This window comes from Allochromatium warmingii (assembly GCF_900107145.1).
GTDB lineage: Bacteria > Pseudomonadota > Gammaproteobacteria > Chromatiales > Chromatiaceae > Thermochromatium > Thermochromatium warmingii.
Map to the genome: position 1 here is coordinate 1 of NZ_FNOW01000013.1, position 14133 is coordinate 14133.

At 54.5% G+C, this 14133-nt stretch carries 8 protein-coding genes; 5 read left to right on the forward strand and 3 right to left on the reverse strand.

Annotation, left to right across the window (positions count from 1 at the left end; genetic code table 11):
* From BLW10_RS05620 to BLW10_RS05630, 3 genes are all read left to right on the forward strand, one after another.
* Positions 1–674 (forward strand): DDE-type integrase/transposase/recombinase (locus BLW10_RS05620; protein ID WP_143117021.1); only part of this gene is annotated, 674 nt, incomplete at its 5' end.
* Positions 675–801: 127 nt separating this feature from the next.
* A complete protein-coding gene (locus BLW10_RS05625; RefSeq protein WP_091332932.1) occupies positions 802–2385 on the forward strand; it encodes a sensor histidine kinase in 1584 nt (527 codons plus the stop codon).
* A gap of 176 nt (positions 2386–2561) precedes the next feature.
* Positions 2562–5039: a glycogen/starch/alpha-glucan phosphorylase gene (locus BLW10_RS05630; RefSeq protein ID WP_091332934.1), complete on the forward strand. Its 2478-nt coding sequence runs from the start codon at positions 2562–2564 to the stop codon at positions 5037–5039.
* A gap of 175 nt (positions 5040–5214) precedes the next feature.
* On the opposite strand, the gene BLW10_RS05635 is transcribed toward BLW10_RS05630, so the two are convergent.
* Positions 5215–6738 (reverse strand): fumarate hydratase, encoded by a 1524-nt coding sequence (locus BLW10_RS05635; protein ID WP_091332936.1) that lies wholly within the window; start codon positions 6736–6738, stop codon positions 5215–5217.
* Positions 6739–6929: 191 nt separating this feature from the next.
* Positions 6930–7136, reverse strand: a complete 207-nt coding sequence (locus BLW10_RS05640) for a cold-shock protein (RefSeq protein WP_091333027.1) — start codon at positions 7134–7136, stop codon at positions 6930–6932.
* A gap of 263 nt (positions 7137–7399) precedes the next feature.
* On the opposite strand from BLW10_RS05640, the gene clpS reads away from it, so the two are divergent.
* Together clpS and clpA are read left to right on the forward strand one after the other, a co-directional pair.
* Positions 7400–7723, forward strand: coding sequence for an ATP-dependent Clp protease adapter ClpS (gene clpS / locus BLW10_RS05645; RefSeq protein ID WP_091332938.1), 324 nt, complete (start codon positions 7400–7402; stop codon positions 7721–7723).
* A gap of 59 nt (positions 7724–7782) precedes the next feature.
* Positions 7783–10050, forward strand: a complete 2268-nt coding sequence (gene clpA / locus BLW10_RS05650; protein WP_091332940.1) for an ATP-dependent Clp protease ATP-binding subunit ClpA — start codon at positions 7783–7785, stop codon at positions 10048–10050.
* 215 nt (positions 10051–10265) lie between these two features.
* On the opposite strand, the gene BLW10_RS05655 is transcribed toward clpA, so the two are convergent.
* A complete protein-coding gene (locus BLW10_RS05655; protein ID WP_091332942.1) occupies positions 10266–14123 on the reverse strand; it encodes a DUF3683 domain-containing protein in 3858 nt (1285 codons plus the stop codon).
* Between the last annotated feature and the right edge of the window lie 10 nt (positions 14124–14133).

The window sequence follows — 14133 nt, forward strand, 5'->3', positions numbered from 1 at the left end:
TAGATCGCTGTCTGCGCCGCCACGGCGTCTCCAACCTCAGCGCCCTGATCCCGCAACCGGAAGGCGAAGCCAAGCCGGTCAAAACCTTCAAGGACTACGCACCAGGGTTTGTCCACATCGATGTCAAATACCTGCCGCAGATGCCGGATGCAGCGGCACATCAATACCTGTTTGTCGCCATCGACCGCGCCTCGCGCTGGGTTTATGTCGAAATCCTGCCCGAGAAAACCGCCGCCAACGCCCGCGATTTCCTGCGGCGTCTGGTCGAAAAAGCCCCGTTCACGATTGAGAAGATCCTCACCGACAACGGCAAGGAATTCACTGATCGCTTCTGCGCCACCGGCGAACGTGAACCAACCGGACGCCATCTCTTCGACCAAGGCTGTGCCGATCACAGCATCGAACACCGCCTCACTGCCCCCCGTCATCCGCAGACCAACGGCATGGTCGAACGCTTCAATGGGCGCATTGCCGAGGTGCTCGCTACCACCCGCTTTGATTCCTCCCAGAACCTAGCCGACACCCTCAACGGCTACGTGCGGTTATACAATCATCAGATCCCGCAGAAGGCGCTCGGACACATCGCGCCGATTCAAGCACTCAAGGACTGGCAACAACAATGCCCCGAACGCTTCAAAAAGCGTGTCTATAATCTCGCGGGACTTGACAAGTAGTCTAATTGATAGGATTTCTTAATGTCTGATGACAATCCAAATCTAACCGCACGCAGTCAATCAACTTTAGGCGGCGGATAGTTTTTGTTCCGGCAGCAACAACCCGCAAGCACATGCGTAGTCTCTAATGACCATCACCCCCGCAACCGAACTCACCTACCCAAGCTGGAGCGCATTGCGCTGGCTGTTTTTGTTTCGTTTGCTGATGGTCATCGGGCTGGTGTTGGCGTTCTCGCCGACGGTCACGGATCCGGCGCTGGCCCGCTCGAACACGCCGCTTGCGTGGAATGTGTTGGTGATCTATGCGCTGCTGGTGTTGCTCAGTGGCTTGAGTTTATCGCTACGCCGACCATCGCGGTTGAGTCAGGTGCAACTGGCGATTTTTCTCGACATCCTCGCTTACACGGCGCTGATGCACACGGCAGGCGGTGTCACCAGCGGGCTGGGGATGTTGCTGGCAGTTGCGGTGGCGGCGGGCGCATTGATGCTCGAAGGCCGCCTGTCGCTGCTGTTTGCGGCGCTGGCTTCGCTCGCGGTCATCAGCGAGCAACTCTATAGCGCCCTGCTCAGTAGCAGTCGCTCGATTTCATTCACGCAAGCCGGACTGCTAGGGCTGCTGTTTTTCACCGTCGCGCTGCTGGCGCATGTGCTCTATCGGCGCGTGCGATTCGCTGAAGCACTGGCAGCGCGGCGGCAAGTCGATCTCGATGATTTATCGCAGCTCAATGAGTTCATCATTCAGAACATGGGCACCGGCATTCTGGTTGCCGATAGCTCGCGCCGCCTGCGGCTCATCAATGCCGCCGCATTGCAATTGCTTGGAATGCGCAGCGCCAAACCCGGAGCGGCGATAACCGAGCTGGCCCGCGAACTCGGGCACTGGCTCGATGCAGAACTGCACGCGACCAATCCGCGTGATGGGCGCGTCCTCATCGGTCAACGCGAAGTTCGCGTCACGCTCAAGCGGCTCGGTCAAGCTGGAGCGACCGGCGTGGTGATTTATCTGCGCGATGGGCGCGAAGCAGATTATGAAGCGCAACAGATCAAACTGGCCTCACTCGGCACCCTGACGGCCAGCATCGCGCACAACATCCGCAATCCGTTGAGCGCCATCAGTCACGCCAGTCAACTGCTCGGCGAAGCGCCCGCAGTCTCAGCAGAAGATCAGCATTTACTGGCCATTATCCAGCGCAACAGCGCCCGCATTGAGGAAACCGTGCGCAGTGTGCTCCAGTTATCGCGCAGCAATCAGATCGAACCACAGCGGCTCGATCTGACCGCCTGGGCGCTTGCCTTTGCTGAGGAGTTCCGCGAACAACACGGACTCGACATCACGCAACTGCAAGTCATCAGCGCCGCACACCTGCTGGAAATCGAGACCGATCCGCGTCATCTGCATCAAATTGTCGCCAATCTCTGCGAAAACGCGCTGATTCACGGCCACCCGCCCGACCGCACCGCCTGCATCCGCCTACGCTTAGGGCGGCGACGGCGCACCCCGTCAGGCATCTATCTGGAAGTACAGGACAACGGCTCGGGCATTGATCCACAGATCATCGGCGACATCTTCAACCCCTTTTTCACCACCCAAACTCAGGGCACGGGATTGGGCCTCTACATCGCCCGCGAACTAGCCGAATCCAACGGCCTGCGGCTGGTCTACACCACCGCCCGACCGCAGGGCAGTCGTTTTGTGTTGACGTTTGGATAGGAGCTGCCAGCCGAGCCGTCAGCTTCCAGCCTCCAGCTTTTTTGCCACGACTGAAAGAAGGGATAGCTGGTCGCTGACAACCACCGTCATCGCACTGTAGTGGACGCCCGAACCCCAGCGTTTTACAGTGCGACCCCACGCTTATTCCCACCACGACCGCACGCGCGAGGACAGCAATGAGCAGCAGTAGCACGCATGAACGCACCCGCACCGGCATGTCAAAAACGGCGCTGAAACAAGATTTTCTCGATAATTTGTTTTATATCCAGGGGCGCTTTCGTGAAGTGGCCACACCCCATGATCTCTATATGGCCGCCGCTTTTACCACTCGTGATCGATTACTCAAACGCTGGGTTAATTCCGCCCAAGTCTTTAAAACCAGTCACGCCCGCACCGTCTGTTATCTCTCCGCTGAATATCTACTCGGCCCGCATTTGGCCTGTAATTTAGTCAATCTCGGCATCACCGATACTGCACGTCAAGCCGGTGCAGAATTGGGCTTAAATTTCGATGCCATTGTCGAAGAAGAAGAAGAACCCGGCTTGGGGAATGGCGGTTTAGGCCGACTCGCCGCCTGCTTTATGGAATCACTCTCAACCTGTCAAGTGCCCGCCATCGGCTATGGCATTCGCTATGAATTTGGCATCTTCGATCAAGCGATTGAAGACGGCTGGCAGGTCGAAAAAACCGATAACTGGTTGCGCAATGGCAATCCGTGGGAAATTCCACGCCCGAAGATTTGTTTTCCGGTTGGCTATGGCGGTCACACTGAATCCTACCGCGATGAACATGGCCAAATGCGCTTGCGCTGGCAACCGGCATTTATGATTAACGGCATGGCCTATGATACCCCGATCTTGGGTTATGGCACCGAAAACGTCAATCTACTGCGGTTATGGAAAGCGGAAGCCTCAGAATCCTTTAATTTCCAAGCTTTTAATACTGGCGATTATTATGGCGCGGTCTATTCTAAGATCGAAGCCGAAACCATCTCCAAAGTGCTCTATCCCAATGACGAACCGGAAATCGGCAAAGAATTGCGCCTTAAGCAGCAATACTTTTTTGTCTCCTGTTCAATGCAGGATATGATCCGACTGCATTTAAATACCGTCGGCCCGCTGGAGAGCTTTGCCGAAAAATTCGTGGTTCAATTGAATGACACGCATCCGGCGCTGGCAGTGGTCGAGCTCATGCGCCTGTTGCTCGACGATCACGGCCTGAATTGGGAACAGGCGTGGGACATCACCCGCCATACCTTCTGCTATACTAATCACACACTGTTACCGGAGGCGCTTGAAACCTGGTCAGTGGCGCTGTTTGAACGCTTATTGCCGCGTCATTTAGATTTAATTTACGAAATCAATCGCCGTTTTCTCGATGAAGTGCGGATGCGCTTTTTAGGCGATGAAGCGCGAGTCTGGCGCATGTCATTGATTGCTGAAGGCGGCGAGCGGCGCGTGCGCATGGCAAATCTGGCTGTGGTCGGCAGTCAAGCGGTGAATGGCGTCGCTGAATTGCATTCAGCATTAGTGAAAGCGACCTTATTTAAAGATTTCGCTGAACTCTGGCCGGAGCGGTTCCATAATGTCACCAATGGCGTCACCCCGCGCCGCTTTATGGTGGTTGCCAATCCGCGTTTATCACGCCTGATTACGCAAACCTGTGGTCATGATGCGTGGATTCGTGATTTAGAACGGCTGCGTGAATTAGAAACGCATCAAGATGATGCTGGATTGCACGCTGATTGGCGAGCGGTCAAACTCGCGGCTAAACAGGATTTAGCAACTTGGATGCAACAGGCCACCGGCATTCACTTAGATCCCGCATCGCTATTTGATGTGCAGGCCAAACGCTTCCACGAATATAAGCGTCAGCATCTTAATATCCTGCATATCATTCGCTGTTATCAGCGCATTAAACAGGGCGAATCACAGAATTTAGTGCCGCGTGCCTTTATTTTCGGCGGCAAGGCAGCGCCTGGCTATTTTATGGCGAAATTGATGATTAAACTCATCAACGCAGTTGCCGAGGTGGTGAATAACGATCCGCAAGTCAATGGCTGGATGCGCGTGGCATTTTTGCCGAATTTCAATGTTAAAAACGGCCAGCGGTTGTATCCAGCCGCTGATTTGTCGGAGCAGATTTCATTAGCCGGTAAAGAAGCCTCGGGCACCGGCAATATGAAATTCTCGATGAATGGCGCATTGACGATTGGCACGCTCGACGGCGCGAATGTCGAAATTCGCGAAGCGGTCGGCGCGGAGAATTTCTTTCTCTTTGGGCTGACAGCAGAGGCAGCTTTGCAGCAGCAACTGACTGGCTATCGTCCGTGGGAGTATTATCAAAGCGATATCGAGTTAAAATCCGATATTGATTTGATTAATTCGGGGCTGTTTTCGCATGGTGATACGCAGTTATTCCGCCCGCTGACCGATAATCTGGTCAATCATGATCCCTTTATGGTGCTGGCTGATTATCGTGCGTATCTTGAGTGTCAGCAGACGGTGAGTGCTGCGTATCAAGATCCCGAACGCTGGACGCGCATGTCGCTATTGAATGTAGCGCGGATTGGGCGGTTTTCTTCAGATCGGGCAATTCGTGAATATGCCGAGCATATTTGGAAGGTTACGCCGAATCCGATTGAAGCGGCCTAATCGCTTTAGGCTGTTGTAACAGCATACAGCACGACAGCATGTTCAAATACACTGTCGTGCTGATTGCTTGATTTAGACAGGATGAACAGGATGATTCAAGATGAACAGGATTTTTTTGGAAAATGCAGGAATGTGGGAATTTGAGATGGCATTCGCTGCATTCAGGGATGACAATTTACTTGAGTGTCACCGTTTGGCTTTTGATTCGCGCCGCCCATTCAGTCGGCCCAGTATGATGCACTGATTCACCTCGGCTATCGACTGCAACCGTGACCGGCATTTCTTCGACTATCAATTCGCGCATCGCTTCCATACCAAGCTCGGCAAATGCTACTAGCCGCGCTGATCGAATTGCTTTTGATACTAAATAGGCGGCACCGCCGACAGCAGTTAAATAGACCGCGCCGTGTTGTTTTATGGATGCTATTGTCGTTGGGCCGCGCTCGGCTTTGCCAATCATGCCAATCAATCCGGTTTGACTGAGCATGAGTTCGGTGAATTTATCCATGCGCGTTGCCGTTGTCGGCCCGGCTGGGCCGACTATTTCGTCGCGCACTGGATCGACCGGGCCGACGTAATAAATAAACCGATTGCTGAGATCAACGCCCGCATGCAGCGGTTCGCCGCGTGCAAGTAATTCGGCGATGCGTTGATGCGCGGCGTCGCGTCCGGTCAGTAAACGCCCCGAGAGCAATAGCCGTTCGCCGGGCCGCCAGTCGGCAATATCAGCGCGGGTGAGGGTGTCGAGATTCACGCGCCGCGCTGTGCGATCCGGTGCCCAGGTGATTGCGGGCCAATCTTCCAGCGATGGTGGCACCAGTTGCGCCGGGCCGGAGCCATCGAGGACAAATTCCAGATGGCGCGTCGCGGCACAGTTCGGGATCAGCGCCACCGGCAGCGAGGCGGCATGGGTCGGATAGGTGAGAATTTTGACATCCAGCACCGTAGTCAGTCCGCCGAGTCCCTGTGCGCCGATGCCGAGCGCGTTGACCTGCTCGAACAGCTCCAGCCGCAGGGCTTCAATCGGATCGGCCGGGCCACGCGCCCGCAGTTCGTGGATGTCGATGTGTCCAAGTAGGGCTTCTTTCGCCAAGAGCATGGCTTTTTCTGCCGAGCCGCCGATGCCGATGCCGAGCATTCCGGGCGGACACCAGCCCGCGCCCAGCGTCGGCACCGTTTTGAGTACCCATTCAACCAGATTGTCACTGGGGTTAAGGATGGCGAACTTGGCTTTGTTCTCTGAGCCGCCGCCCTTCGCCGCCAACCGTACTGTGACTTGATCGCCCGGCACCAGCTCAACATGCACCACGGCTGGCGTATTGTCGCCGGTATTACGACGCGCACCGATTGGCGGCGCGACTATTGAAGCACGCAGCACATTATCTGGATGCAGGTAAGCACGGCGCACGCCGGCATCGACCAGTTCCTGCACACTTTTCGCGGTATCCCAGCGCACCGCCATGCCAACTTTCAGAAACACCACCACTGAGCCAGTATCCTGACAAATCGGGCGCTGACCTTCGGCACACAGCCGCGAGTTATAGAGAATCTGCGCCATCGCATCGCGGGCAGCCGGTGATTGCTCGGCATCATAGGCAGCCGCGAGTGCCTGCAAGTAATCCTGCGGGTGATAATAAGAAATGAATTGGAGCGCGTCGGCGATGCTCTGGATGAAATCGGATTCGCGGATGGTGGTCATAACAGGGTTTGACTGAGATTTGCTGTCGTCAGGTTAATAAAATATTAGCGCCACCGGGCGTGGCCTGTGCGATATGGCTACAGCGAACGATGCTGCTATGGGCTGGCTGTGCCATGTTGACAGAAACACCTGATAGAAATCCGCTTTAGTCACGAAGCCAAAGCTTCGTGACCGACTCGATCAACAGCTACTCACACAACCCGATGCACATGCGCCGCATGTAAGCCCTTTGGCCCCTCGGTTAGCTCAAACTCGACCCGCTGGCCCTCGCGCAGGGTCTTGTAACCGTCCATATCGATAGATGAGAAATGGACGAACACATCCTCCTCACGTCCCTCAGGCTGCACAAATCCGTAGCCCTTCGCGTTGTTGAACCATTTGACGACACCAGTAATCATCACCATCTACTCCTCACTAAACTCCACACTTCAGGGGTATGTCAGAATCGCCTACCGCTTTGGAGCGGCTTTATGTTGTTATGACCGGACACGCCGCTGACGACGCGCCCGCACGGGTGGCCCTCATACACCCAAGGCTGACCGAGCGGTCGGCGTGTGAATCCGACGAACGGTACCCTGATTCGGTAGTATAGTGACTTGATTTCATGGGTCAAACGTGCATTGTTTGCCCCCAATCTTGGATTGATCGCTTATTCAAACTTATGACCGACCATCACCCCGGCGAAGAGCGCGACTCTGGCCTCAGCGTGCAGGCCGCCCGTCCTAAATTGCGCCGCCCGCCCCAATATAAGGTTCTGCTGTTAAACGACGACTACACCCCAATGGAATTTGTCGTATTGGTTCTGGAGACCTTTTTTGGTATGAATCGAGAAAAGGCGACCCAAATTATGTTGCATATCCACACTCGGGGCGTCGGAGTCTGCGGAGTCTTCACCAAGGACATCGCCGAAACCAAGGTCGCGCAAGTCAACGACTATGCGCGTAGTCATCAGCATCCACTGATGTGTACCATGGAAGAGGCCTGAGCGCGTCCACAACTGAAAAAAACCGCTGTATCGTTGAATTTAACCCTTGGGACAGGCCGATGCTGAGCAAAGAACTCGAATTCACGCTGAACCGGGCCTTCAAGGAGGCTCGCGCCAAACACCACGAATATATGACCGTGGAGCACATGCTCTTATCACTGCTCGATAATCCGACGGCAGCTAAAGTCTTACGCGCCTGCGGAGCCGACGCCGAGCGCTTGCGCCGCGAAATCGTGACCTTTATTGACGAGACGACGCCGCTCATTCCACCGAATACGGATCGAGAAACTCAGCCAACGCTTGGTTTTCAGCGCGTATTACAGCGAGCGGTGTTTCATGTCCAATCAGCCGGAAAAAAAGAAGTCACAGGCGCAAATGTGCTAGTAGCATTATTTAGCGAGCAAGACTCTCAAGCCGTCTATTTGCTCAATCAGCAAGATGTGACGCGACTCGATGTTGTCAATTACATCTCGCACGGCATTTCTAAAGTGCCGGGAGAAAATCGCGGCGAAGATGCCCCCAGCAGCAGCGAAGCAGAAGACGCTCGCAGCGAAGAAAAAGAAGCTGCCAGTCCGCTCGAAAGTTTTACCACCAATCTTAATGAATTGGCGCGACAAGGGCGCATTGATCCCTTAATTGGACGTGCGCCCGAAATTGAGCGCACGATTCAGATTTTGTGTCGCCGCCGCAAAAATAACCCGCTCTTTGTCGGTGAAGCTGGAGTTGGTAAAACTGCGATTGCTGAAGGCTTGGCGAAAAAGATCGTCGATGGTGACGTGCCAGAAGTATTAAATAACGCCGTGATTTATGCACTTGATCTCGGCGGTTTAGTCGCTGGCACTAAATATCGCGGCGATTTTGAAAAACGCTTGAAAGCAGTCTTGACCCAATTAAAACGCCAGCCGCACGCAATCTTATTTATCGACGAAATTCATACCATCATCGGCGCAGGTTCAGCCTCCGGTGGCGTGATGGATGCGTCGAATTTAATTAAGCCGGTGTTAGCTTCCGGCGATCTGCGCTGCATTGGCTCGACAACCTATCAAGAATATCGCGGCATCTTTGAGAAAGATCGCGCATTAGCACGGCGCTTCCAAAAAATCGATGTAGAAGAGCCATCGGTTGAAGAAACCATCGAGATTTTAAAAGGCCTGAAATCACGGTTTGAAGCACATCATCAGGTGACCTATACACAGTCGGCATTACGGGCGGCAGCGGAATTAGCCGCACGTCATATCAATGATCGTCATTTACCTGACAAAGCGATTGATGTCATTGACGAAGCCGGAGCGCATGTGCAGCTTATGGCCCCGTCAAAACGCAAAAAGCGTATTGATGTCGGTGATGTTGAAGCCATTATCGCCAAAATTGCCCGCATTCCACCAAAACGGGTCTCTGCATCGGATGCCGAATCACTGAAACATCTTGATCGCGATCTAAAAATGGTGGTGTATGGTCAGGATGCGGCAATTGACGCATTGACTGCTGCAATTCGCATGAATCGCTCAGGATTGGGGCATGAAGAAAAACCCATCGGCTCATTTTTATTTACTGGGCCGACTGGTGTGGGTAAAACCGAAGTCACGCGCCAGCTTGCGCGTATTTTGGGTATGGAGCTGTTGCGCTTTGATATGTCCGAATACATGGAGCGGCACACAGTCTCGCGGTTAATTGGTGCGCCGCCTGGTTATGTTGGATTCGATCAAGGTGGTTTACTCACTGAGCAAATTAACAAACATCCGCATTCGGTGCTGTTGCTTGATGAAATTGAAAAAGCACATCCCGATGTATTTAATTTGTTGTTGCAAGTGATGGATCACGGGACGCTGACAGATAATAACGGACGCAAAGCGGATTTTCGCAATGTGGTCTTAGTGATGACAACTAATGCTGGCGCGGAAGAAACCGCCCGGCGTTCGATTGGATTTACGGAACAAGATCATACAACTGATGGCATGGAAGCCCTCAAGCGGTATTTTACGCCTGAGTTCCGCAATCGACTCGATACCGTCGTGCAGTTTAATCCACTGAATGAAGCGACGATTCTCAGCGTTGTCGATAAATTCATCTTTGAATTAGAACAGCAACTCGACGAGAAAAAGGTCGCGCTCACGATTGATCAAGATGCACGGCGCTGGCTGGCTAAAACCGGCTATGACCCAAAAATGGGCGCACGCCCGATGGCGCGGGTGATTCAGCAGCAGATTAAAAAACCGCTGGCTAATGAATTGCTCTTCGGTGAATTGGTGAGCGGCGGCGCGGTGCGGGTTTTGATTCAGGATGGACAGATTGCCTTTGAGATCAATGGCATAGTGCGGGAATTGTGAGCGGGTGCAGGTGAGGAAGTTGGAGCTGCGTTACCCGCTTAAAATAAAACCAGCGGGTCATTCATGTGGGATCAGATCCTGAAAATTGTTTTTTGTTTTTGAACCGCAAAGCACACAAAGAGCGCAAAGTTTTATTTATTTTAATCATTTGCTGGTCTTTGCGTCTTTTGCGGTTCAAATCAAAGCGATCCTATTTGATCGCAGCACCCCCCCGCCTACAACAACACCCGCTCCACACCATCCGCCTGCACCCGCTCGATAAAGCGTTCGCGCCAGTCTGCACCCAACATCCGCTCGGCCAGTTCGACGACAATGTAATCAGTTTCAAGTCCAGTATCATCCTGATACTTGCCTAATCCCTGCTGGCAGGCCGGACAGGCTGTGAGCAGCTTGACTGCGCCATCCGTGACTTGTTCACGTCCGGTCAAAGCGCGAATGCCAGCGGTCAACTCTTCCTGTTTACGAAAACGCACCTGATTGGCGATGTCTGGCCGCGCAACACCAAGCGTGCCCGCTTCGCCGCAACAACGATCCGAGAGCCGCACCGCTTGTCCGAGCAGACTAGCGGCAACCTTGAGCGGCGCATGGGTTTTCATCGGTGTGTGACAGGGGTCGTGATAGAGATAGTGTACGTCGGGTGTGCCGTCGAGCTGCACGCCGCGTTCCATCAGCCATTCGTGAATATCTAACAGCCGACAGCCGGGAAAAATGCGCTCGAACTCATAGTTGAGCAACTGATCCATGCAGGTGCCGCAGGAAACCAGCACGGTGTTAATATCCAGATAATTCAAGGTGTTAGCGATACGATGGAACAGCACGCGATTCTCCATCGTAATGTGACGGCCACGCGCTTCCAGTCCGGCGGCGCTCTGTGGATAGCCGCAGCACAGATAGCCGGGCGGCAGCACCGTTTGCACGCCCTGTTTCCACAGCATCGCCAACGTCGCCAACCCGATATCCGAATACAGCCGTTCTGAGCCGCAGCCGGGGAAGTAAAACACGGCCTCAGCCTCGCCTTCATCGGCGAGACGTGGATCGCGCAGAATCGGTACCTGGGTGCGATCTTCAAGTTGCAGCACTTCGCGGAATGTGTGCTTCGGCAGCGGCACCCGCACCGAACGCCCCACCAGATCGAGCATCTGCGCGGGTAGCGCCGGATGGCCGCTGGTCGCGTGCGGTTGCGCGAGGCGTCGCCGTGTTAATCCCAATAATTTCGCTACTCGATGCGCCTGATTTAATGCCGCAAAGCCCCATTCAGCTAATCCCAAACGCATTAAACGAATTGCGCGTGGATCGGTGCGATTGAGAAATTGCATCGCCGCCCAAGCACCGAGATTAAACCGCTTTTGACCGCGAGCAACTAAAATGCGCCTTAGACGAGTAGTGACATCACCGAAGTCAATATTAACCGGACAGGGGGTTAAACATTTGTGACAGACGGTACAATGATCGGCAAGATCATTCATTTCCGCAACATGCCGCAGTGATAAGCCGCGTCGCGTTTGTTCTTCGTATAAAAACGCTTCAATAATTAATCCGGTGCCGAGAATTTTATTGCGCGGCGAATACAGCAGATTAGCGCGTGGCACATGGGTCATGCACTTGGGTTTACATTTACCACAGCGCAAACAATGTTTGACATCATCATTGAGTGCGCCGAGTTCGGTTTCTTCGAGAATAATCGCTTCTTGCTGCACTAAACGCAGTGACGGTGTATAAGCGCCCGCTAATCCCGATCCCGGCATCAGCTTGCCACGATTAAAAACCGCCTTGGGATCAATGCGCTGTTTATAGGCGACAAAGGCGTCGAGTTTATCGCGGTCGAGAAATCGGAGCTTGGTTAAACCGATGCCATGCTCGCCGGAAATCACGCCGCCGAGTCCGGTTGCTAATGCCATGATGCGCTCAACAATACGGTCGGCTGCGTGGAGCATGGCGTAATCGGATGAATGCACCGGAATATTCGTGTGAACATTGCCGTCACCAGCGTGCATGTGCAGCGCGACAAATAGCCGCGAATCACGCACCTGCTGATGAATTTCACGCAGTCGTTCACGCACCCGCGCCAGTTCTTGACCAGAAAAAATCTCATTGAGACGGTCAGCGACCTCAACGCGAATTGATTGGCGTAAATCGCGCCGCAGCATCAGTGCCGCGAGCGTATCGCCGTCGCGTAGCCGTGATTGAGCAGCGGCATCGAGTAATTCGAGATGAGCGGCGGCGGGTTGATCGAGCCGTTCGAGAATCAATTGCCAGCGGGTGCGTACCTGTTGCACTAAATCACGGGCTGTTGCTTGCTTAGTAATTAAAATTGCCTGTGCTTCATCTGAGGCTTCATATTCGCTTATTGCGCGAGCTTCGGGTAATTCTCGGTCGAGATAATCGAGAATCGCGGCGAGAATCGCGTCTTTATTGTGAATCGACTGTTCAATGTTAATGCGCTCAATGCCGCGACTATAATCGGCGAGCCGATCCAGTGGGATGACCACATCTTCATTGACTTTGAACGCATTGGTATGCCGTGAAATCGCGGCGGTGCGGGCGCGGTCGAGCCAAAAGCGTTTCCGTGCTTCGGGGCTGATGGCAATAAAACCTTCACCATCCCGTCCACGCGCAATGGTTATTACCTGTTCAGCAGCGGCCGTGACGGCGGCTTCATCATTGCTGACTAAATCGGCAATTAACACCATCTTAGGTAATTCATGACGCGCTGCTTTGGTTGCATAGCCGACAGCCCTGACATAGCGTTCATCGAGATGTTCGAGACCGGCGATTTGGACATCTGGCCGTGATTCGATGAGCGTTTTAATCTCGACAATTGCTGGTACCGCTAACTCTAAATCGGTGCCAAAAAATTCCAGGCAAACTGTGCGCACCTGTTCGGGCATCCGGTGCAAGACAAATCGCGCCGAGGTAATAATGCCATCACAGCCTTCTTTTTGTACGCCGGGCAGACCAGCGAGGAATTTATCGGTGACATCTTTACCGAGTCCAACGGTGCGAAAACTCGCGCCCGGCATTGCTAAGATTTCTGGTTCGCCACGCGGCGTGATACCGTCCGGTGCGAAACGTGAAAGCCGAAAACGCACCTGTTCCTGATCGTGAATCCGCCCTAAATTATGATCGAGTCGCTCGATCTCCAGCCAATCAGCGTCGGGCGTGACCATGCGCCAAGCAGCCAGATTGTCGAGCGCCGTGCCCCAGAGCACGGCTTTTTTGCCACCGGCATTCATGGCGATATTGCCGCCGATGCAGGAGGCATCTTGCGAGGTCGGATCGACGGCGAACGCCAGCCCGTTGGCTTCGGCCAGATCCGAGACGCGGCGCGTGACCACACCCGCGCCACAGTGCGCGGTCGGCACCAATCCGGCCACGTTGGGCAGTGCGATACGCTCGACGCCGGAAAGTCGGTCGAGTTTTTCGGTATTGATGACAGCGGTCAGCGGATGCAGTGGCACCGCCGAGCCGGTGTAGCCGGTGCCGCCGCCACGCGGGATGAGCGTCAACCCGCAGTCGATGCAGGCGCGGACAATGGGCGCGACCTCGGCTTCGCTATCTGGCGAGATGACGACAAATGGCAGCTCAACGCGCCAGTCGGTCGCGTCGGTGGCGTGTGAAACGCGGGCCAGACCGCCGAAATCGAGATTATCCGAGCGCGTGATGCCCGCGAGCGCGAGCCGCAACCGCGCCCGCTGCTGGCGTTCTTGTTCAAACCACGCGCCGAAGCGTTTGACCGCTGCCCGCGCTGCGGCGAGGAGTTCCGCAGCCCGCTGGTTAGCATTGAGCCGACGCTCGAATTGATCGAGCCGATGATCGAGCGCCTGTAACAACAGCCGTCGCCGCTGGAGATTGTCGAGTAGATCGTCCTGCAAATAGGGGTTGCGGGTCACGACCCACATATCGCCCAATACCTCGAATAGCATCCGCGCCGAGCGTCCGGTGCGGCGCGTGCCGCGTAGGTCTTCGATCAAGTGCCACAGCGGTTCACCCAAAAAACGGATGACGATTTCGCGGTCAGAAAAAGAGGTGTAGTTGTAGGGGATCTCGCGGAGACGGGCGGCGGAATCGGGCATGTCGGCTCAA